Origin of the sequence: Paraglaciecola mesophila KMM 241, assembly GCF_000315015.1 — a bacterium.
Taxonomy (GTDB): domain Bacteria; phylum Pseudomonadota; class Gammaproteobacteria; order Enterobacterales; family Alteromonadaceae; genus Paraglaciecola; species Paraglaciecola mesophila.
The window spans coordinates 22118-44745 of the sequence record NZ_BAEP01000011.1 but is presented as its reverse complement, the minus strand read 5'-3'; the positions used below and the strand labels follow the sequence as shown (position 1 = coordinate 44745).

The window sequence follows — 22628 nt, the reverse complement described above, 5'->3', positions numbered from 1 at the left end:
ATTACGTTTATCTACCGCTAGAAGCGAGGTACACCAAACTGGCTGGTATTGACCTTACGCGCTTGGCCTTCGCGGCAAATATTTAGCACAAATGCCAGTATTTCTCGGGAGTCTCTTGGGTCAATGATGCCGTCATCCCATAAGCGAGCGGAATTAGCCAAGGCGCCAGACTTTGCCTGCATCACTTCTACCGTGCGCTTTTCAAGTGCGTCCAATTTGCCTGTGTCAATCGCATTAGCTCGGGCCATTTTGGCGCTGGCTACCGCTCTGAGTACACTGCCTGCTTGCGCTGGCCCCATCACGGCCACAACCGATCGTGGCCAAGCAAACATAAAGTGAGGTTCGATACCACGCCCTGCCATAGCGTAGTTGCCAGCGCCATATGAGCCGCCCAGCACAAGGCTGATTTTAGGCACGCTAGTATTAGTGACCGCTTGAATGAGCTTGGCGCCATGCTTGATAATGCCGGCACGTTCTGACTCTGTACCCACCAAAAAACCTGTGGTGTTGTGCAGGAAAACAATCGGCGTGCCCGACTGTTCACATAGCTGTATAAATTGCGCTGCTTTGGCTGCGCCGTGGGCAGTGATAGGTGCATTGTTACCAATAACGCCGCATACCATGCCGTGCAATCTCATGTGCCCGCATACGGTTCCCATGTCGTACTCAGTTTTAAAGTCGAGAAAGTCTGAGCCATCGGCAACGCGTGCGATGACCTCGCGCACGTCGTAAGGCGTTTTTGCCTCTTTTGGCACTATGCCCAATAGCTGTTCTTTGTCGTACAAAGGCCCCTGGTACTGACTTACTGCATGAGAGTTAGAACTGTCATTCCAGTCCAAGCTAGCGGTTATCTCACGCACAATGCGAATACCGTCTGCGTCATTTTCAGCTTGATAGTCGGCAACACCGGAAATTTCGCTGTGCATTTGTGCTCCGCCAATTTCTTCGTCGGTGGCGATTTCCCCCGTTGCCGCTTTTAGCAGTGGCGGCCCCGCCAGATACACAGTGGATTGCCCTTTGATCATGACCACATAATCTGACAGCCCAGGTTGGTAAGCACCGCCCGCTGTTGCACTCCCATGTACAAGAGTAATTTGTGGTATACCCGCCGCAGACAGCTTGGCCTGCAGAGCAAAACCCGCGCCTGAGAACCCAAACCAGTCCCCCAATGAGGTTAAGTCGCCGCCACCACTTTGGGCTAAGGCAATCACCGGTAACTTGTTTTGCAAAGCCATTTGATACATGCGCAGGCGCTTATGACTGCCCAGCTGAGTAATACTGCCACCTTTGGTTAAGTAGTCATCAATCATGACCATGCAGCGCGCGCCCGAAACATAACCAATCCCGGCTATTACGCCGCCACCGGCAGCGGAGCCGTCGGTATCACCTTCTTGCATGTACCCGCATAAGCTCGCTAATTCTAAAAAGGGGGCGCCAGGGTCAACTAAGCGTGATAAGCGCTCTCTGGGTGGGATAAGTCCGCGTTTGATATAGCGCGGGGCTTTTTCGTCGGCCAACTGAATAACACGCGTTTCAATCGCTCTAACCTCAGAGACTCCGGCGCGCATTACGTCGGCGTTTTGCTTAAACGCTTCGCTGTGGCTATCTAGTTGTGTATGGAAAACGGCCATGTGACCAATCCTTCTTTAATAAGTGGAAACTTAAGGTGCTGGGCATTACGAGACATCTACTTATCCGCGATGACATTAAACGCTGGAACGGATAAAGCCCCGCGATACTCTTCTTTGAGCTGCTCAACTAGCTCGGCCATAGGTAGAACGTGCTTAATACCCGCCACGCCGTGCCCTGCGCTCCAAAAATCTTTCCAGGCGTTACTTTCACCTAAGTCCAGATCCACATGGGTTTTAGCTTCAAAATTAGCTAAGTCGACGCCCGCCCGGGCAATAGAGGGCTTCAAGAAGTTGCATTTCACCCCGGTGAAGGTATCTGTGTAGATAAGATCGCTTATCTGTGAATCCACCAGCATAGATTTATAATCTGGGTCTACTTCTGCTTCTTCGGTTGCGATAAAGCGGGTGCCCATATAACTAAAGTCAGCTCCAAGAATTTCGGCAGCGCGCATGCTCATTCCATCATTTATCGCCCCAGCAAGCGCCAGTGGGCCGTCCCAAAATTCACGAATTTCGCGCACCAAGGCAAAAGGGTTAATTTCCCCGGCATGCCCACCCGCGCCAGCGGTGACTATGATGATGCCGTCAACACCGGCCTGAATGGCTTTTTTGGCATGGTCAGCGCGAATAACATCATGAAAGACCAACCCGCCCCATTCATGTACCTCTGCAACGACGTCTGCGGGGTTACCTTGACTGGTGATCACAAAAGGCACTTGGTGCTTTTTAACCACTACCCGATCACTTTCTAATCGCGTATTTGAGGCGTGCACAACCAAATTAACCGCAAAAGGTGCAACAGGCTTTTTGGGATTTGCAGCAGCATATTCAGCAAGTTCGCTACTGATCTGCATGAGCCATGAATCAAGCAAATCTTGGGTGCGTGTATTAAAGGTGGGAAACGAACCCACGATGCCATTTTTGCAGGCGCTGATGACCAACTTCGGGCTAGACACCAAAAACATCGGCGCACAAATCATCGGTAAACTCAGTTTATTTTTGAATAAGGCGGGTATCGCCATGTTACTTATCCTTTGTTAATCCTTTATTTATCGAGGGACGATGGCTCGGGTGCGCTGGCTCATTACCTGAGCCGCTAGCGCCTGCCTGCACTTGTCATAGAGCGATTATCGACGCTTGGGGAATATATCCATGTGCTTGGCAATAATGCCCAACATCATTTCATCACTGCCCCCCGCGATAGATAGAATTCGCGTGTCGCGGTAGGCTCTTGCAATTGGGTTATCCCACATAAAGCCCATACCACCCCAGTACTGCAGACACGAGTCGCTGACTTCACGCCATAAACGGCCGCTTTTTAACTTGGCCATCGACGCTAGATAAGTGGCATCTTCACCACCGATATGTTGCTGACACGCACGCCATGTTAATGCGCGAAGGGCTTCAACTTCAGTTTGCAGCTCAGCTAATTTAAAATGTACGACTTGATTATTCAGCACAGGTTGACCGAAGGTGTGGCGCTCTTTGCACCACCCTATGGTGTCTTCGATCATACGCTCCATCCCTTTTAGAGCAGTCGCTGCGGCATACATGCGTTCTTCTTGAAATTGCATCATCTGCATAGTGAAGCCTTTATTTTCTTCACCTATGCGATTTCGTTTGGGCACCCGGACGTCATTGAAAAATATCTGTCCGGTGTCACTGGCGCGCATACCTAACTTGTTTAGGGGCTTAGAGATTTCAATGCCAGGGGTATTCAGGGGTACAACTATAAGTGATTTATTGGCATGCACATTACCGTCGCTGGTATTGGCTAACAGGCATATCCAATCCGCTTGCGTGGCGTTGGTTATCCACATTTTGCTACCGTTGATCACATAATCATCGCCGTCACTTTTTGCTGTGGTTTTCAAACCTGCCACATCAGAGCCGGCTCCGGGTTCACTCACGCCAATGCACGCCACCATGTCACCAGCAATGGCAGGCGCTAAAAACTCACGCTTTAATTCATCGCTGCCAAAGCGCGCTAATGCGGGGGTTGCCATGTCAGTTTGTACACCAATGGCCATTGGTAACGAGCCGCCATAAGCCCTACCGAGCTCTTCGGCGAAGACTAGATTGTAACTGTAATCAAGCCCCGAACCGCCAAACGCCTCTGGTTTATGAATACCTAGCAACCCCAAATCACCCATCTTTTTAAACAGGGCGTGCAAGGGCGCAATACCGGCGTTTTCCCATTCATCAATGAAGGGGTCCATTTCGTTATCGACAAAGTTTTTCACTGTTTTTCTAAGGGCATCGTGCTCTTCACTAAGCTGCATTATTTTCTCCAGATTCAACATCATTGACCCTATCTTAAAGATGTAAAAATTCTGTTAACAGCGTGACTCAGGTCATTTAGCTGGCCATTCGGGCCAATTTTGTAAATAATGCCAAATAAAAGGAAATAAACATGCTTAAGCACGTGACATTGTTTGCCAGCGAGAATGCAATGGGACTCAGTTTGGGTTTGACTCATGATGTATTGGCGTTTGCCTCTACCTTGCAGCAGCGCGTGCTAGGTCAGCCAATTGAAATATCCTTGGTAACAGTAGATGGCAAACCCACTACTACATTCAGCGGGTTGGCCATCACACCTGACTGCGCATTGGATGAGGTTCAGAATACAGATTTGATTATTCTGCACAGCATTTGGGGAGAGGTAGACGCGCTACTGAGTAAACAAGCAGCACTTTACCCTAGGCTTCGCACTTGGCACGAACAAGGCAAACCCATTATGGGCGCGGCAACCGGCGCTTACTTTTTAGCAGAAGCAGGGTTATTAGACGACAGGATAAGCACTACCCACTGGCACAAGCAGGCAGACTTCGCTAAACGATACCCCAAAGTCGATGTCAGACCCGAACGCTTCATCACAGCGACGGGTGAGCTCTATTGTTCGGCTGGCATGAATGCAGCACTGGAAATACTGGTTTACTTGATTTCTAAACTCTCATCGCCATTGGTAGGTGAGGCAGTAGAGCATGCATTTTTAGTGGACTTTAGAAGCGGTTATGCCGGCGAATTCACCTCGATCAGCCATCAAACTTACCATCAAGACGACGAAATACTGTCGATACAGCAATGGCTAGAAATGCACTTTATGAACGCAATTTCTATTGAGCAATTAGCAAGTAAAGTGAACATGAGCCCAAGAACCTTTAAACGGCGGTTCAAGGAAGCCACAGATGAAACGCCGCTAGGTTATATTCAGCAATTGCGTATTGAGCAAGGAAAAGAACACCTTAAACACAGTGATAAAAGTATCGAAGAGATCTCATGGGCTGTGGGCTATCAAGATGCAGGGCACTTCAATCGCTTATTCAAACGAAAATATCGCAAGAATGCCTCCGCGTGGCGTCAACAATACCGCTCTTATTGAGACATTTTAAGATCACGCTCTTGTTTGGCGGACTTATTTGGCCCCTCTTGCACCGAACAAACCTACGTCGACTCAGCCTGATTCACTTGCCTACCTTCATTTCCTACCAGAGTTATCTGCCGGTGTCCCCTCGCCAGCAAATAAGCAGCGTATAGGGCAAGTGGAATATTAATTTGTAAGGCTGCAATGGTAAAGGCTGCGGAGCCGGCTTTGACTACGTAAGCTGCGATAAATAAGAGCAGTGAGAACGCCAGGGTCTGCTTGAGCCGAGCGACCCATAGCTGCACGTTTTGCTGGCGGGTCGATACAACGAGTGCTGCGACTAGGCCAAGCCAAATGAATAGGTCGATTCGCACATGCACAAACAAATTGAGTAGCGCACTCACACTAAGTATTAACGGTGTGCCCCACACCAGAGTTGGCCACCAAAGATTAATCACATCGGTCGTTTTACGTTTTCTTAGCCAAATATTGATACCAGTGGCCGATACCACGGTCAGCATCATGCCCAGAACAAAATACAATAACTTGCTTGCGATGCCAGCAAATTCACCAAAATGCAGGCGATACATTGAAAAGATAATTTGTTTAGTGGGATCACCATCGCGGTATCCGGCGGTTTCTAAGAAATTACCCTGAATATCAAAACGATAATTCTCGGAGTAAATTAATCGGCCAGGCTGTTTAACGTAAGCTTCGATAAATTGCCCTGGCGTATTTGGCTCGTGAATGGTGATAAATAACGGCGTACCTTCAGGATTATGCCGCTCAATATACTCCATCGCGCGGCCAATCTGCGGCTTTTGTAAAGGTTGCTCTAAGGTTGGCTCGGGTGTGAACAACTCATCCAAAACCGCTTGATTATCCCCTGCATAGAACGCTTGTGATACTAGCCCAATTAATACGGTTGCCAGGCCGAAATAGGCACCCGTTATGCCAATCATCAGGTGAAAAGGCGCGGCCCACACGCTGAAACGATTGTGTAAATCGATGTTTTCTTGCAAGCCTGTTCCGCCACGACGAAAACGAAAAGCGTCTTTAATTATACGAGGATGGGCAAGAAAACCAGACAAAATTAGCGCACACAACAGCGCACCAAACGCACTAACGAGGATCATGCCGAAGCTTTTGGGCAGATGTAGATAAAGGTGCAAGTCCACTAGCATTTTAGTCCAGTGAGACTGTTCTACTTCACCTAATGACCCATCAGGATTAACGAAATGCGCAATGTGGTCGTTTTCAACCACCACCCTTGGAATACCTGTACCAGGGAAGACCACATACATGTGCTCGGTCTCATCTGGGTAGGTTTCAACAAAATTATCGTAAGCTTTTTCGATAACGGCGATATCAACCTCGCTTGTTTCTGGGATTTGCGGTTGCTCCCAGCGCTCCAGCTCTTGATGGAACACCGCCAAGGTACCCGATAAACAAATAATGTACATAAATGCGCTAACAAATAGCCCCAACCAAGCATGGGCCGAGAGCGAGCGTTTACTGAGAGTCGGGGTATTCACTGCGTTTTTTTGAGAATCTGCTTTGGAATTTTTCATAGCTTAAACAAATAAATAAAGGCTAGAGGCAAGCGATATAAATACGCTAAATATAAGAGGATTGCGTTTGTTCTCGCAGGCCAAATGCCAGAATGACAAGCCCGACCAAACCACTGGCAAAATGATGACCCCTGTCACGAGCTGAGTGGGCCGCTCTAAGGGCAGTATATCCAGTGAGGCAATCACTAATAGGCTACTAACGATCATCAGTAAAACAAGGTGATAGAGGATAAATCCACTATTTTTTGCGAGCTTATTAGCGTTGAACTGCATTGGTTGATTGGGTTTTACAATATGCTTGCTAGGCATTGTTGGTTTCTGTTCACGTAGTATACCTAACCACACGTAAAGCGCGGGTAAGCCCAGAGCAAACACAACGCCATATTCTACCCCAAGTGCCACGATCAATAGTGGCAAGGTGGCGAATAAGCAACCCCACCCAGCAAGCGCATAGCGAGCACTGTGCTGCTTCCAGCTTATATAAAGTACATAGCAGCCCACTAAGCCTAGCGCTGCGGAGAGTGACAGTATCATTGGTATTCCTGTGGTTTTTATTATGTGTAAATCGCGTGCGACAGATTGCCTTTGTTAGCCCTGCTCTGCGATGCACAAGAGCGCTAAAGCTTATGTTGCTATGGCTAAACACTGATGCAGGCTCAATCATCACCGCGCTTTCCCTGAAAGGCTTTCTAAGCGCTAGTAGTAAGACATTCTACAAACACTCAATAAAAAGATAATGATAATGATTACCATTAATACTATAAAGCGGTTTCGGTGTATCTGCAACTCAACTGTTACACGTACTTTCAGCTTTGCTTGCCAATTCCTCGGTAACCAAATGCCTTTCTTATTTTAATAGGGGGCTTCAAAATTTCTTAAGCACACTAAAAACGACAGCCAAAAAATGCGAATGCAAATAGTTATCATATAGAATAAAATTTGTGTATGATCGCCGCGCTCGTCTTTCACAGAATGTTAAAACATACACATAAACAAGGAAAACTAATGAAGCTGTACAACCTATTTAGCTTGTCTTTATTCACCCTCGCCATACAAGCACACGCTCAAGAAGCGACAGATGCTAATGAAATCAAGCAAGCAGATGCTGAGGTTGAACACTTACTGATTTCCGGTGTACGTCAAGACAGAATCAGCGAAGGTGCAACGGGCTTAACAATGGAAATTAGCGAAACGCCTCAATCGATTAGCGTTATCACGTCAGACTTGATGAAGAATTTCGCCGCCTTCAGTATTAATGACGCCCTGCGCTTAGCCACAGGCGTTACGGTAGAGGCCTGGGAAACTAACCGGACTAATTACTCATCTCGCGGGTTTGAAATCAAGAATACCCAAATTGACGGTGTGGGTTTACCAAATGATTGGGGCATAGTGACAGGAGCAATTGACGCCTACGGTTACGAGAGTATCGAAGTGATTCGTGGCGCCAATGGTTTGTTAACAGGTGTAGGTAACGCGTCAGGCACAATCAATTATGTGCGTAAACGCCCTACTAATGAAACAGGCGGTGAGGTCAGCGTTATCGCAGGCTCTTATGATTTCAAACGTATTCAAGCCGACTATAACACCTTGCTCACGGATGATGGCCGCTGGGCTGCTCGGTTTGTGGTAGCTGGCGAGGACACCAACTCCCATTTAGATGGGTTGTCAGATGACCTGGGCTATTTTTACGGTGTGGTTGACGGCCAGCTAACGGACCACTCCACCCTTACTGTCGGGATATCTCATCAAGACGCCAATACTGATGGCAATTTGTGGGGCGGCCTAGTATTTAATTATACAGACGGTACACAAGCACAGTGGGACGACAGCGACACCACCTCTCAAGACTGGGCCATGTGGGATACCCAAAACACCAATGCGTTTGTAGAGTTTACCCATCAAATTAACGACAGCTGGCGCCTTGATGTGAACTACCACAAACGCTATTTCGAAGAGCAAGATAAGCTCTTTTATGCCTCTGGCACACTCGACAAAGAGACTAATTTGGGACTTTTGGGTTACCCTGGTCGTTATGACTCAGATATCGATTCTGATTTACTTGAAGTAAAAACATCAGGGTTTTTCAGTGCATTTGGCTTTGAACATGAAGCCACCTTTGGTATTAGCTACGCTCAAAGTACAGACACAATGTTTAACTACGCAACCGATTTTACCGAAGAAGCGTGGGGCGCACTGCCCGCATTCCCTTACGCTCTTAACGCTATCGCCGAGCCTGATTGGCAAGAGCGCACATTGTATTCTGAAATTAAGCAAAACCTAACGCGCATATTCGGTTCAACCAAAATTACCCTGAGCGACAACTTATTCATGATCGCTGGTGTAAATGCCATTGATTTTGAGCGCAGCGGTGACAATAGTGGTACCACAATTGATAATAGCGAAAGTGAGCTAAGTCCGTATGTAGGGTTTACCTATGCCATAACCCAAGACATTAATGCCTACGCCAGTTATTCAGATATCTACCAGCCCCAAGAACAGTATGATTTATCGGGGCAGTACCTTGACCCAACCAAGGGTAAGAATACCGAGGCAGGTATTAAAGTTCAGTGGCTTGATGATAGCCTACTGACTACGTTTGCTTACTTTACCGCGGAGCAGGAAAACCTAGCGTCATATGCTGGTATTAATCCTGACAACGGGCAGTATTACTACAACGGCATCGATGTAGATTCAAAAGGTTTTGAAATTGAAATGACCGGTCAGCTCACAGATGATCTTAGCGTGATTTTGGGCTATACCGCCATTGAAATTGAAGACGACCAAGGCGCTGATGCCAATACATGGGCACCTCGTGACTACGTTAATTTCTCACTGAATTACACCGTACCCGCGCTGCCTACCCTAACAGTGGGTTTAAGTGGACGTTGGCAGTCAGAAACCAAAAACACTGATTACAACGTTACCCAAGACAGCTACTTCTTGCTAAACGCCTATGCCAGTTACGACATTACCAATGACCTAAGCGTTAAAGCAAATTTGAATAATATCACTGACGAAAAGTACCTTAGCAGCCTGCACAGCTCGTTTTACTACGCAGCCCCTATTAACGGAACAGTCAGCGTGACTTACCGCTTTTAAGTCTTTTGCTTCTAAGCAATACGAGTGCAGAAAAGGGGCTTTACTCATAGCCCCACAATAATCACCCAACAGGGCAAATCGACTTTGCCCTTTTGGGTTTCTCGCTGCATATCGTTATACCTTTGCCATCGCTATCTGAATACACCTTAACGTGATCTGGCAGGTTGGATTAAAAGGCTGTCATTCAAAGTGAGCGCCGAGTAAGTGAAAAAAGCCGCACTTGCGGGTACTTATTTAAGGTTATTGAGGCGCTCCAATTATTTTGCTAGGCTTCAAGTCATGAAAATATCATTCATTCATATTGCATCTATCAAGTGGTGGCGCTCACTCTGAGCGGCACAGAATTCGTACATTCTTTTGCTGCTGGACGGTAGCTAAGTTTGTATTTTCTTTATATCTCCAGTGGCATTTTTTATTTACCTAGAGATATATCATGAAAAATCAACTACCCACAAAACGAGAAACTATACTTACTGGCGACAGAGCCACCGGCCCACTTCACTTAGGCCATTATGTTGGTTCGCTGAAGCAACGCGTATCCCTTCAAGACAAGCACGATCAAACAATCCTTGTCGCTGATATGCAAGGGCTGACAGACAACGCAAACAACCCTTCAAAGGTGTCATCCAATATACTAAACGTAGTAGCTGACTACTTGGCTGTTGGCATAGAGCCCACGAAAACCACTATTTGCCTGCAATCTCAGCTACCAGCCCTTGCTGAGCTAACAATGTATTACAGCAACTTGGTCACTATCGCGAGACTTGAGCGTAATCCAACCGTGAAGAGTGAGATAAAAAGCAAAGGCTTTGAGCGTTCTGTTCCCGCAGGTTTCTTAACGTACCCGATCTCTCAAGCGGCAGACATCACGGCATTTAATGCTACATTGATTCCTGTTGGTGATGATCAACTGCCAATGCTTGAACAAACGAATGAAATCGTCAGAAAGGTAAATTCGTTGGCAGGTAAGCCTGTGCTCAATGAATGTAGGCCATTACTAAGCCAAACGTCACGATTGCCAAGCACAGATGGCAAAAACAAAATGAGTAAGACAATGGGCAACGCCATTAACCTTGGCGCTTGCGAAAAAGAGCTAAGAGCCGCTGTGCGTAGTATGTACACTGACCAAAATCACCTGAGAGTTGAAGATCCAGGTCAAGTGGAAGGAAACATTGTCTTCACTTACCTAGATATTTTTCATCCGGATATAGAGTATGTCAGCCAACTTAAAGAACATTACCAACGTGGTGGTCTTGGCGACGGCGTGACAAAGAAGATCCTTGAGGAGTGCCTGCAAGAGTTATTGAAGCCAATCCGTGAGCGCAGGGAGCAGTATCTGAATGACAAATCACAGTTAATAGATATATTGCGCACGGGTAGTGAAATCTCTCGGCACAAGACGAACATCACTCTTCATAGTGTAAAAGATGTCTTCGGTTTGAATCCATTTTTCTAGTCAAAAACGACTGAGCTAGTCCGCCTAGCAAATGTACGCGCATAACGACATAGTGTGTACATTCTAACGAAGGCCTAAATGCGCAGATTAATTATTAAATAGAGATAAAGCCGAACGACATGAGTTTGAGTCGCCTATCAGTTCAGGTTCAAACCTATTGGTAGCAACGTCACAATTATATATAAGTTATTGCGCACTACGTTGTTACGCCAGTCCAAACGCAGTTCCCTTATGGCTTAGCTCTGTTTTGGACGGCTTAGCTTACAGCCCTGTCAGCTAAGTCGTTTTCCATCAAGGTAAATACATAGTGGCCGTCTTCGTTGGTCTCTCTGGTGACTTCGCCCTCGAAATATAAATAGTTAAGGTGCGCTAGCGCTTCGGCAATAGCGAAGAACATATTGTGTTCATTCAACTCCCGCTTAAACAACACAGGTAAGCATTCTTTAATGGTTTTACCTTGTGTGCAGAACGCTTTTAGATTGGCGAGATGCTCATGATGATGCTCGGCCAACTCATCGACTCGCTTATGCAGCCCAACAAAAGGTTGTTTGTGTGATGGCAAAACCAGCGAGTCCTTTGGGAGGTTTTTGAACTGCGGTAAGGTGTCTAAATACATTTTCAACGAATTAGCGTTTGGCTCAGTGCTGTACACCCCAATATTCGGGGTGATGATGGGTAAAACGTGATCCCCCGATATCAAAACGTTGGTAGTGGGATTAAACAAACACACATGCTCTGGCGAGTGCCCTCTACCAATTAATACCTGCCATTGATGCTCGCCAATTGTCAGCTCTTCACCTTCTTGCAAGCGCTCATGATGTAACGGAATAGGCCGAATAACCTGCCCTACCCCTTTATTGGTTTTGCGATTTTCACTGGCGGTGGCAACGTACTCAGCCGACATACCGCAGCGCACTAAATACTCATCATCTTGCCAGTCTGATGCGCCTCTGCTACCCGCGCTCATGGCTCTGCCAACAAAGTACTCAGAATGGCTCATGTATAATGGTGCGCGGAATTTATCGACCAAATACCCCGCCATGCCGATGTGATCAGGATGCATGTGGGTCACAATGACCTTAGTCAAAGGCACATCCAATTTACTCAGTAAGCTATCCCATAACTCTTCAGTTTTGCTAACCCCGAAGCCAGTATCAATGAGCGCGAAGCCTTTCTCGCCCGTGGTTCGGTCATTGTCTTCTATCAAATATAAATTGATATGATCCAGCTCAAAGGGTAACGGCATGCGCAACCATAAAATACCCGGTGAGACTTGCTGCCACTCACCCGGCTCAGGCGCTTGCACATCAATAAAGTCGATTGTCATTGGGCGTACTCCGCAATTTACATCACCCTATTACAATCAACTTTGATCTAGATCACCACGCACAACGATGAATCAATAACTATTAAAGCCTTGAATAGCACACTGGCGATTAATCGTTAAAATAAGCCTGCTCTTCGCTCGCTTAACCATGCAAACACTTATCTTTACAAGCATTTACTTTTGCAATGATTATAGGCGAACCCAATGTAGCATTCATCGCAATTAGATTATCAATAGAGGACACGTAATGAAGTTTTTAGTTTTTTTGGGCACCGTTCGCGATAGCACTCCCCCGCGCCCTGCCCGCTTGGGTCTTCGTGTCGCTAAAGTATGTATGGCATGTTTAGACACGCGTTTTAATCAACATGAGATTGAATTGATTGATGCGCTGGATTACCCACTTGAGCCTGTCTTCAAACCCCATTTTGCGTACGCTAAAAGCAAAGCGCCTGCAGAATTGAACACTCTCGCAGAAAAGATAGCATCCGCAGATGGCTTTATTATGCTAAGCCCAGAGTACAACCACTCCATGAGCCCAGCTTTGGCCAACTTGCTTAATCACTTTGGCAGTTCGTTGTTCTCCTATAAGCCTAGCGCCATCGTCACCTACTCTGCTGGACAATGGGGGGGTATGCGCGCTGCGGTTGGTATGCGCACGTTTTTATCAGAACTTGGCTGCCTACCTGTTTCAGCGATGATCCACGTTCCTAAAGCCCAAGAAGTGTTTACTGAAGATGGCGCTACACAGACAGATGAAGATCAATCGTCATGGTTTGATTATTTTAGCCGTACATTTACGCAATTAGCTTGGTGGGCACAGGCCACTAAAACACACGGTGAAACAGTAAACCCACATGAAATGCTTAAGACATTTAACACCACACCCGCCCAAAGAAATGCGCCTTAGGCGCATTTAATGTCATTTTATAGGTAAAATCGTTAAGTTAAGAAACGCCACAAAATTTTAAAAATATCAGGCAGATAGCCTCGATTGTAGCGCTTTTTTATAAGCTTCAAATGCGGGTATGACTGAGGTGATAATGGATGCTAGCGCAATAATCACGGCGATTTGCAGCGTTTCCCACGACAGCAAGTTAGCACTTAGAAACAAGCCGTAATGGGCGGCGAGCTCATCGCTAAATAGCGCGAGAGCCCCGCTGACGAGCGATATGGCACTGGCAATGGCTATCACTACCAGCATCAGCGCTTCTAATAATACCAAGCCAAAAATAACGCTCGGGCCTGCTCCTAATGTACGCAGCACGGCTATCTCGCCTTTGCGCTCGTTCATGGATGCGAGCAACATGGTCGACAAACCAAACAAAGATGACAGTAACACCAGCACGCTAATGACCCTAAGTACGTTCTCAACGGTCCCCATCATTTGCCATAACTCTGCTAGTGCCACCCCAGGCAAGACCGCCATCAATCGGTCGGCTTGGTAGTTGTTTAAATCTCGTTGTAGCTTAAAGGTGGCGAACTTGGTTTTTAAGCCCAATATCACCGCCGTCACGCTATCTGGTTGTACACTTTCTTCTCCTCCTCCATCCAGAATTTTTGCTAATTGAGACGGGGGTAAATGTATTGCTTCTATGGCGGGCAAGGTAACGTGCACGGATTTATCAACTGGCGTGCCGGTGGGTTTTAAAATGCCGCTGATCACAAACGGACTGTGATCATGGTGACTAAAGCTGGTGTGGCCGATCCCATGGGCAACAACAATCTCATCACCCACTTGGTAACCTAGCGTTTTAGCGACATCCGCGCCGATTACAGTGTCAAACATTCCAGCAAAAGGCTTACCAGCTGTGAACTCAAGAGATTTTTTATCCCCAAACTGATAGTGCGTGAAGTAGTCACCATTGGTGCCAAGCACCCTAAAACCACGGTGAGAATCTCCCAAAGAAATAGGAATAACCCACGCCACCTGCTGGTCGTTTTTAAGCATTTCGTAACTTTGGTAGTCTATATTGCTGGTGGGATCGCCCATACGAAATACAGAATATAAAAGCAGATTGAGTTGGCCACTTGGCGCACCAACGATCAAATCAGCCCCAGAAATAGTGCGATTAAAACTGGTTTTAGCTTGCTGGCGAATATGCTCAACGCTTATTAGCACGCTGATACTAATCAACAAGGAAAGAAAGGTTAAAATAACTGATTTTTTGCGGCTACAAAGGCTGCTCCAGGCGAGAGAAATCAACATGCTGCATTCCCCTTACCCTGGCACAAACTAGGCATATCAATGCTGGTACTAAAAAAGCGCTGCAATGACATATCATGGCTCACGAACACCAAACTCGCCCCCGCGTTCTCGCACATATTCAGCAGAATATCCATAAATGCGTCTCGCGCTGAGGCATCTAGCGCCGAGGTGGGTTCGTCTACCAATAGTAATTCAGGCTGATTTATTAGCGCTCTGGCAATGGCCACCCGCTGCTGTTGGCCCACACTCAGTGTATTGGCAGCTTTATGCATCACATTTACAGGCAAATTTAACTTTGCTAACAAGGCACTAGCCGATTCTTCTATTTGTCTATCACGCTTGGCAGCAAAGTAATTGGCTAACTGAATATTCTTTAGCACGCTTAAGTAAGGCACCAAATTAAACTGCTGAAATACCACACCAATATGCCGCGCCCTGAAGGCGTCCCTGCGCCTAGCCGATAAAACTGAAAAAGGCTGGCCTAATAATTCGATGCTACCTTGTGTTGGGGTGAGTATACCTGAAAGTAAATTCAATAAGGTCGTTTTACCCGAGCCAGAATCGCCGTGCAGGAACACTCGCTCACCTTGGGCAAGCTGCCAATGAGGAATATCTAATACCGTTTCGCTGCTCGATGTGCCGTAGCTATATCGAACGCTTTGTAAGTTAATCGCCAGAGGCGCATTATGTTTAATGCTATCAGCGTTTTTACCGTTAGTTGCGCTGTCGCCGCTTATCATGCTGTCTCCGCTCGTTGCGCTGTGGGCACTTTCTACGCTGTGGACACTTTCATCTGTATTCACTACTTTCATAAGTCCGTCTTTGGCGCTCTCTTAAACTATAAACTTAATTATTGATATGTTATAACATTTACATCAAATTAAGACGATGCAATTTTGCAAGCAAAGATGTAAGAAATGAAGATACGAATTTTAAGTTCATGGGTCACGTTATTAATCCTTAACTTTATTTTGCTAAGCACAGCAAATGCCGCACAAACCGCTGAAAGTTATCAAGAAATTGAATGGATAGCCTTAATGCCGAAAGACGATCTTGAAGCATTGATGAACCCGCCTGAGTACCTGTCCGGTATCGAAGATGGCTCCGAGCAAGACTCGGTAGAGGCGCTTGGTCAACAAGAAGGGGTTGACGAAAATACTAAGCGCTTTCAAAAAGCCTTGAGTTCTACCCGCGTCATCGACACTTATGAAAATAAACCGATTCGTATCCCCGGGTTTATCGTACCTTTAGAGTCTGATGACTCCCAAAACATCACCGAATTTTTCATTGTGCCTTATTTTGGCGCTTGCTTACATATGCCACCGCCACCGCCTAACCAAATTATTCATAGTAAAGCTGAGCAAGGTATAAAACTAGGCAGTCTGTACGATCCGTTTTGGTTTGAAGGCACCTTGGTCATTGATACCACAGAAAATACGCTAGGCACTTCAGCTTATCGTCTTAAACTGAATAAGGCCTATCCGTTCGAGGAGGAATAAATGCAAACACAACATTCTTTAACCACTTCATTCAGGGCCTTTATCATGTCAGTACTGGGTAGCGTGCTTGCTGCGCCAAGAGCGTATCCTTTGCTAAGAAGACTGTCAGTGATTAGCTTAATGATGTTAAGCGTCATATCGATACAAGCAAACGCTTGTCAGTTTCACGGTGGCCGCAACTTTGGGATTTTCCCCTCGTTTCACCCGCTGCAAGACATGCTTTCACAAGAAAAAGTCAGCCAACCTATTTCAGTTAGCCACCCTAGATCAACCGATACACCCCCTAATACAGATGCAACGCTGAATATTCAGTACGATATTCCTGATGGTTATCAAAATGTAGTGATTACCTTTTCAGGTAGCGAGAGCGTTCGCTTTTTAGAAGGTGTGCAAATGCCGGTTCGCGGGGTCTCAGGCAGCTATCCATTAAAATATCAAGTCAGCAAGCCGGGCAACCACAAGATATCGCTACATATTAATGCGTTAGAAAAAGACGAGCCGATTAGTTTTCAGCAAAACATCCAAGTAAGCGCGACAACTATCCCAGCATAGCCGCTATCTATGCTTTCGGTCACACCCAAGTTTATGTTTATCGGTAATTTTCTCTCATACTTTTGACTTTTAAGATCTCACTTGTGCATGTGGTACTATAAAAACACAAGTTGGAACAAGCTGTTGCGCCTCTGCGTATTTAAAAGCAGCGACTGAAAAAGGTAAACATATTGAATCCTATCGCTTCTTCTAAACATCTGAATAAAATTGTTTTTCTGGGAGCATCAAGCGTGATTGTCGCTTTACTCCTATTCGCGTTGATCTCTCCCGAATATGCAGACCAAACCTTTTCACAGGTGCAAACTGCTATCGTTGATAACGGTAGTTGGTTTTATGTATTAACTGTGGCGAGTATTTTGATGTTTGTGTTGTACTTGGCGATATCACGCCATAGCCAGGTCAAACTTGGCCCTGACCATTCGGAGCCTGATTATTCTTTTGTGTCTTGGCTTTCTATGTTGTTTGCTGCAGGCATGGGCATAGGGTTGATGTTTTTTGGGGTGGCTGAGCCACTGATGCACTTTTTAGCCCCACCGACGGCTACACCCAGCACTATAGAGGCTGCCCGTGAAGCGATGAAGATGACGTTCTTCCACTGGGGGCTACATGCGTGGGCCATATACGCTGTGGTCGCGCTCATTTTGGCCTATTTCAGTTATCGTCATGATTTACCGCTGACTTTACGTTCGGCGCTGTACCCTATTATTGGCGACAAAATCTATGGCTGGCGGGGTAATGTCGTCGATATCTTCGCTGTCATCAGTACTATTTTTGGTGTTGCTACATCTTTGGGTTTAGGAGTCACCCAGATAAGCTCTGGCCTTAATTACTTGTTTGGTTTTCCGGTGACAGAGGGCTACCAACTGATATTAATTGCTGCCATTACGGGCTTGGCAATTGTATCTGTTGTCAGTGGTTTAGATAAAGGAATACGTATGCTATCTGAGCTCAACATGCTACTAGCGGTGGGCTTATTATTGTTTATTTTATTGGTCGGCCCTACGGTATTTTTGCTCCAAGCTATGTTGCAAAATACTGGCGCATATCTGTCTGACTTAGTGCGTAATACCTTTAACTTATTTGCTTATGACAAGAAGGATTGGTTAGGCGGCTGGACTATATTTTACTGGGGCTGGTGGTTAGCATGGGCGCCGTTTGTAGGGGTATTTATTGCGCGTATATCAAAGGGCCGTACTATCCGCGAATTCCTAATTGGCGTGTTGTTGATCCCCTCAATGTTTACGCTAGCTTGGATGACCATTTTCGGTAACAGTGCAATCGAGTTAGTGCTCAATCAAGGCAGCACCGAGCTGGCCAAGCTGGCCACAGACAATACGCCTGTTGCACTGTTTCTCTTTCTTGAACACTTTCCTTGGTCTGATGTGATATCCGGCGTAGCAGTGCTGATGATTGTGGTCTTTTTCGTGACCTCATGCGATTCCGGGGCGATGGTAGTCGATATGTTGTGCTCGAACGGCCAAAACGACACCCCAGTGTGGCAACGCATTTACTGGGCGGGAGGCGTTGGGTTAGTGGCGGCTATTTTGTCGATGGCTGGCGGCTTAAGCGCTTTGCAGACCATGACGATTGCCAGTGCATTACCGTTTGCGGTGATATTAATCATTGCTATGTACGGCCTAATTAAAGCCTTGCGGGTAGAAGAGTTTAAGCGTGCCAGCATGACTTTGCATGCCCCTTCTGGGCAAATTAACGCGGGCAATGACAGCTGGAAAGAGCGTTTGCAAACCATTGTCGACTTCCCAAATAAAGCTGCAGTAGAACGATTTGTGGAACAAACGGTCAAGCAAGCATTTGATTCGGTGGCCAAAGAGTTAACTCTTAAACATATCGAAGCAGAGATCAGCCACAGCGGCGAAGCGGTAACATTAACCGTTAAGCATGGCGAAGACGCTGAGTTTATTTATGCGGTATACCCGACTATTCACCACATGCCAGAATACAGCCAGTCAAGTGAGTCGCAATCAGAAGGCTCAGTTGATGAGAACACCTACTACCGCGCCGATGTGCATTTGAGTGAAGGTGGGCAAAATTACGACATCATGGGCTGGTCAAAGGTAGCGGTTATCAACGATATTATCGATCAGTATCACCGCCATCTACACTTTTTGCACTTAGCGGGATAGGCCGTTTGCACCTAAGGGCTTCTTTAAGTCTTTGTGACTTAAAAACAGTATTGTGATTTTAAAAAAACCGACTTTTTAGTCGGTTTTTTGTGCCTCTTTCGGACCACATAAATCGTTTTAGTGAGATTATTAAATTAATAGTGATTTTTAAGATTTTGGCGCTATACAAGATTGCCTTTGGGTGATTGAGCAACTGATCATGATTTTTTGCGAGTGCCTGTTTTTGTCATTTATGTTTTCTAGTAATAGCTTGGCGGCTTCTTTGCCTATGATGTAGGGCTCTTGCTTGATAACGGTCACAGGGACTTTAAAGAATTCAGCCATGGGGATATCGTCGAACCCTATTAAGGATACGTCATCGGGAATGGCTATGTTTTCTTGATTTAAATGCGTTAATAGTTCCGTTGTGATGGCCAAATGTTGGGTGAAAAATGCGGTGGGCGCGGTATCTGATTCAAGCACGCTTTTTGGAGAGTGCTCAAAACCTGTTTCTCTTTGCCAATACTGGATTAACCCGGGGTTATTAGGAATACCGTATTTTTCAAGCGCTGCAGCATAGCCCGCGTAGCGCTCATTTCTGGATTTTACATTTTTAAAATCTTGGGTCATAAAGCAAATGCGCTGATGGCCCAGTTTAATTAAGTATTCGGTGGCATCAAAGGCGGCTTGGCGATAATCAGACAAGATCAGGTTTTTCTCACTGCCATCGTGCTCTAACTGAAAATGTACGATGGGCATGCCCTTGTCTATATATTCAGAAATTAATTTATTATTTTGCCCCGACGAGGCAATAATGATCCCATCAACGCGCATCTGGTATAGCGCTTCGAGTGATTTGGCTTCGGTTTCTGGGTCAAAATCTGTATTGTAAATTAACGCGTTGTAATCACACCCTTTACAAAAGTCATCTACCCCTCGAATCGTTCTACTGGTATCAAAGCCGGTAATGTCACGCACAATCACCCCAATAGTTTTGGTTTTGTCAGCTTTCAAGTTTCTGGCAATGGGATTGGGCACATAGTCCAATTCTTTGATTGCGGCGCGAATGCGTATTTGGGTTTCCTTCGACATATAGTCAAATCGGCCATTAAGGTATTGAGATACGGTACTTTTTGAGACTGAAGCAAGTTGTGCAACGTCGATAAGTTTTACTTTTGCCATTGTTTGTTTATTCAACACATGAGGTAGAGGTTGGTATGTTGACATATTGCGGGATTATGCTAATCTGTTCAACTAAACCGGTTTAGTAGGTATTTAGTTGAACACTTAGGCTCATTTTTGCTACACACAAAGCGCATCAGTAATGCTGTGAGTAGCAAATTGTTACCAGCTTATATAAAGATGACGATAAGAGGATGTCAGTTGAAAATTACCCAAGTGAAGGTATTTGTTTGCAGCCCAGGCCGGAATTTTGTCACCGTTAAAGTGATGACCGACGAAGGGATATTCGGCTTAGGCGACGCAACGCTGAACGGCCGTGAAATGGCGGTTGTAGCTTATCTTGAAGAGCATGTAGCCCCTTGTCTGATTGGGCGAAATGCGCATGATATTGAGGATATTTGGCAGTACCTTTACAAGGGGGTTTACTGGCGCAAGGGCGCCGTGAACATGGCAGCCATCGCTGCAATTGATATGGCCCTATGGGATATCAAAGGCAAAGCCGCGAATATGCCTGTTTATCAACTGCTTGGTGGCAGGAGCCGGCGAGGTGTGACGTTGTACGCCCATGCCAGTGGTGAAACGATTGGCGATACCTTAGACAAAACCGCAGAGCATATTGCTCAGGGTTTCAAAGCTGTACGCTTGCAGTGTGCAGTACCAGGGTTGAATGTAACTTACGGCGTGCTTGGTGATAAGGCTGATTACTTTGAGCTACAAGGCAGCAGGCCGTTACCTCCAGAAGAAGATTGGTCAACGCAAAAGTACTTCAACATGGTAGTGGATTTGTTTAAACAGGCGAGAGAGCGTTTTGGTAACGACGTGCATTTACTGCATGATGTACACAGTCGCTTGACGCCTATTGAGTCTGCGCGTTTAGGCAAATTACTCGAACCTTACAATTTACTATTTTTGGAAGATGCGTCGATCGCTGAAAACCAAGACAGCTACAAAATTATACGCCAACACACGACAACGCCGTTGGCGATTGGGGAAACCTATAACACCATTTGGGACTGCAAAGATCTGATTCAAAATCAGCTTATTGACTATATTCGTGTAGCAGCTACCCATGCTGGTGGTATTACTCCTCTTAAGCGTATTGCCGATTTTGCCAGTATTTATAATGTAAAAACCGCACCTCACGGAGCACCTGATCTTTCCCCTGTGTGCTTTGCTGCACACATGCATTTAAATTTGTGGGCACCTAATTTCGGTATCCAAGAGTTTGTTGGTTTTGGGAACGAGCATTCCAAGCGTATTTTTAAACACAGCGTAGAAGTGAAAGACGGTTTGGCAAACGTTAGCGAGGCCCCTGGCCTTGGGATAGAGTTTGACGAAGAAGCCGCGAAAGAATACCCCTATAAACGTTCATATTTACCGGTTAGCAGGTTGGAAGACGGCACCGTATGGAATTGGTAATACAGTATTTTTAATTATGAATTTAGTCTTTGATAAGTAGAGATAAATAGCATGAGTAAAAGCATAAAAGTTTTAATACAAGGTACAGGTTTCGCCGGGCAGGGCCACGCAGATGCGTTTAGGTCGGTCGGTGCTGAGGTGGTAGGTATTGTCGGCAGAACGCAAAGTGTTGTCGAACAAGTCGCCAAGGACATGAATATTCCTTTTGCTGGCACAAACTGGCAAGAAGCGCTGGTTGAATGCAAGCCTGACGTAGTCTCGATTGCCACGCCTGGCGGTGCCCACGAGGAGGCAATTACCCAAGCGATTGAGTTTGGATGCCACGTGTTTAGCGATAAGCCTTTGACCGCTACTGGCGAGTCCGCTAGAAAGTTACATGAATTAGCCCTCAAGAAGAATGTTAAAACAGCCTTCGCTGCCAGCTTTAGGTATATGCCTGATGTGATTTACGCAAAGCGGATTGTAGCAGCGGGTGCTATAGGCGAGCCTTTAGAGGTGGAATGTATATCGCACTTTAATTTAGAGCGAGATATTCCCTTTGGTTGGTCACATCGTAAAGAAGACGGCGGTGGGCGTCTAAACAATAACTTCACCCATAAACTTTCGATTGTCACTTCGATTATCGGCGAAAAAATATTGTCGGTGATGGGCGAAGTGCGTGACGACCTAGGGCGAGCACCTATCGTTGATGGGGTTCACAATTTCAAGAAACGCCGTGACTTTATTCCTGATGATTTGAACGACCCATCTTTAAAATGGGGTGAATCAAATGTGGAATGGTCATATACGGTGTTGGCGAAACTCGAAAGTGCAATGGCCGAGAAGCCGGTATCAGTGTTATTCAAGCACGGTGGTTTACATCCGCGTTTCAATGAAGATCATATTGTTATTTATGGCAGCAAGGGCGCTATTTACATTAAAGGTCATTATGGCAGCGGCCCTTTGTATTTTTACGACTGCAATAACCATTGGACGCGGTTGCCGTTGCCAGATGATATCGTCGAAAACACGCCACAGGGCGAGGGTGATACAGAGCGGAACTGGCGCTACCTTATTCGAGAGTTGGTTAAAGATATTCGTGGAGAAAAAGTACTTCCATATCAGACCTTTAAAGAAGGGGCGCAGTATCAACAACTTATTGATATTATTCGTAAAAATGATAATTGGGTTGACGTTAGTCATCTTCAATAAAAAGGCCT

18 protein-coding genes are annotated in these 22628 nt (G+C 46.0%); 9 read left to right on the top strand and 9 right to left on the bottom strand.

Translation table 11 applies throughout. The features are described 5' to 3' along the window. Positions 1–17 precede the first annotated feature (17 nt). The 3 genes from GMES_RS03610 to GMES_RS03600 all read right to left on the bottom strand — a co-directional run bounded on the left by GMES_RS03610 (position 18) and on the right by GMES_RS03600 (position 3913). Positions 18–1631, bottom strand: coding sequence for an acyl-CoA carboxylase subunit beta (locus tag GMES_RS03610; protein ID WP_006991216.1), 1614 nt, complete (start codon positions 1629–1631; stop codon positions 18–20). 56 nt (positions 1632–1687) lie between these two features. Further along, entirely contained in the window at positions 1688–2653 is a 966-nt protein-coding gene (locus tag GMES_RS03605) for an NAD(P)H-dependent flavin oxidoreductase (protein ID WP_039986442.1), read from the bottom strand. A 105-nt stretch (positions 2654–2758) separates the two neighbouring features. Beyond that, positions 2759–3913 carry an acyl-CoA dehydrogenase family protein gene (locus GMES_RS03600; protein WP_006991213.1) on the bottom strand — a complete coding sequence of 385 codons (1155 nt, stop codon included), beginning with the start codon at positions 3911–3913 and terminating at the stop codon, positions 2759–2761. Between the two features lie 131 nt (positions 3914–4044). Here GMES_RS03600 and GMES_RS03595 point away from each other — a divergent pair, with 131 nt between their 5' ends. After that, the gene (locus GMES_RS03595; protein ID WP_006991212.1) at positions 4045–5013 is read left to right on the top strand and encodes a GlxA family transcriptional regulator; all 969 of its coding nucleotides are present in this window, start codon (positions 4045–4047) and stop codon (positions 5011–5013) included. A gap of 62 nt (positions 5014–5075) precedes the next feature. Here GMES_RS03595 and GMES_RS03590 read toward each other — a convergent pair whose 3' ends face one another. Both GMES_RS03590 and GMES_RS03585 read right to left on the bottom strand, forming a co-directional pair. Next, a complete protein-coding gene (locus tag GMES_RS03590) occupies positions 5076–6566 on the bottom strand; it encodes a PepSY-associated TM helix domain-containing protein (protein WP_006991211.1) in 1491 nt (496 codons plus the stop codon). A gap of 3 nt (positions 6567–6569) precedes the next feature. Then, positions 6570–7100 (bottom strand): hypothetical protein, encoded by a 531-nt coding sequence (locus tag GMES_RS03585; RefSeq protein ID WP_006991210.1) that lies wholly within the window; start codon positions 7098–7100, stop codon positions 6570–6572. A gap of 471 nt (positions 7101–7571) precedes the next feature. Here GMES_RS03585 and GMES_RS03580 point away from each other — a divergent pair, with 471 nt between their 5' ends. Both GMES_RS03580 and trpS read left to right on the top strand, forming a co-directional pair. Continuing rightward, positions 7572–9665, top strand: a complete 2094-nt coding sequence (locus GMES_RS03580; protein WP_006991208.1) for a TonB-dependent siderophore receptor — start codon at positions 7572–7574, stop codon at positions 9663–9665. 433 nt (positions 9666–10098) lie between these two features. Further along, entirely contained in the window at positions 10099–11121 is a 1023-nt protein-coding gene (gene trpS, locus GMES_RS03575) for a tryptophan--tRNA ligase (RefSeq protein ID WP_006991207.1), read from the top strand. A 256-nt stretch (positions 11122–11377) separates the two neighbouring features. Here trpS and GMES_RS03570 read toward each other — a convergent pair whose 3' ends face one another. Further along, a complete protein-coding gene (locus GMES_RS03570; protein WP_006991206.1) occupies positions 11378–12448 on the bottom strand; it encodes an MBL fold metallo-hydrolase in 1071 nt (356 codons plus the stop codon). 247 nt (positions 12449–12695) lie between these two features. Here GMES_RS03570 and GMES_RS03565 point away from each other — a divergent pair, with 247 nt between their 5' ends. Continuing rightward, positions 12696–13355, top strand: coding sequence for an NADPH-dependent FMN reductase (locus tag GMES_RS03565; protein WP_006991205.1), 660 nt, complete (start codon positions 12696–12698; stop codon positions 13353–13355). 66 nt (positions 13356–13421) lie between these two features. Here the strand turns inward: GMES_RS03565 and GMES_RS03560 are convergent, their stop codons facing one another. Further along, entirely contained in the window at positions 13422–14654 is a 1233-nt protein-coding gene (locus GMES_RS03560; RefSeq protein WP_006991204.1) for an ABC transporter permease, read from the bottom strand. Beyond that, on the bottom strand, positions 14648–15466 hold the full coding sequence (locus tag GMES_RS03555; protein WP_006991203.1) for an ABC transporter ATP-binding protein: 819 nt from the start codon (positions 15464–15466) through the stop codon (positions 14648–14650). The genes GMES_RS03560 and GMES_RS03555 overlap by 7 nt, the downstream gene beginning before the upstream one ends. A 105-nt stretch (positions 15467–15571) precedes the next feature. Between GMES_RS03555 and GMES_RS03550 the strand changes: the two genes are divergently transcribed. From GMES_RS03550 to GMES_RS03540, 3 genes are all read left to right on the top strand, one after another. Continuing rightward, entirely contained in the window at positions 15572–16153 is a 582-nt protein-coding gene (locus GMES_RS03550) for a DUF3299 domain-containing protein (RefSeq protein WP_006991202.1), read from the top strand. Further along, a complete protein-coding gene (locus GMES_RS03545) occupies positions 16154–16705 on the top strand; it encodes a hypothetical protein (protein WP_006991201.1) in 552 nt (183 codons plus the stop codon). 170 nt (positions 16706–16875) lie between these two features. Then, positions 16876–18849, top strand: coding sequence for a BCCT family transporter (locus GMES_RS03540; RefSeq protein WP_006991200.1), 1974 nt, complete (start codon positions 16876–16878; stop codon positions 18847–18849). Positions 18850–18996: 147 nt separating this feature from the next. Here GMES_RS03540 and GMES_RS03535 read toward each other — a convergent pair whose 3' ends face one another. Further along, on the bottom strand, positions 18997–20010 hold the full coding sequence (locus tag GMES_RS03535; RefSeq protein WP_006991199.1) for a LacI family DNA-binding transcriptional regulator: 1014 nt from the start codon (positions 20008–20010) through the stop codon (positions 18997–18999). Between the two features lie 201 nt (positions 20011–20211). Here GMES_RS03535 and manD point away from each other — a divergent pair, with 201 nt between their 5' ends. Continuing rightward, positions 20212–21429 carry a D-mannonate dehydratase ManD gene (manD, locus tag GMES_RS03530; RefSeq protein WP_006991198.1) on the top strand — a complete coding sequence of 406 codons (1218 nt, stop codon included), beginning with the start codon at positions 20212–20214 and terminating at the stop codon, positions 21427–21429. 51 nt (positions 21430–21480) lie between these two features. Further along, positions 21481–22620 (top strand): Gfo/Idh/MocA family protein, encoded by a 1140-nt coding sequence (locus GMES_RS03525; RefSeq protein ID WP_006991197.1) that lies wholly within the window; start codon positions 21481–21483, stop codon positions 22618–22620. Positions 22621–22628 lie beyond the last annotated feature (8 nt).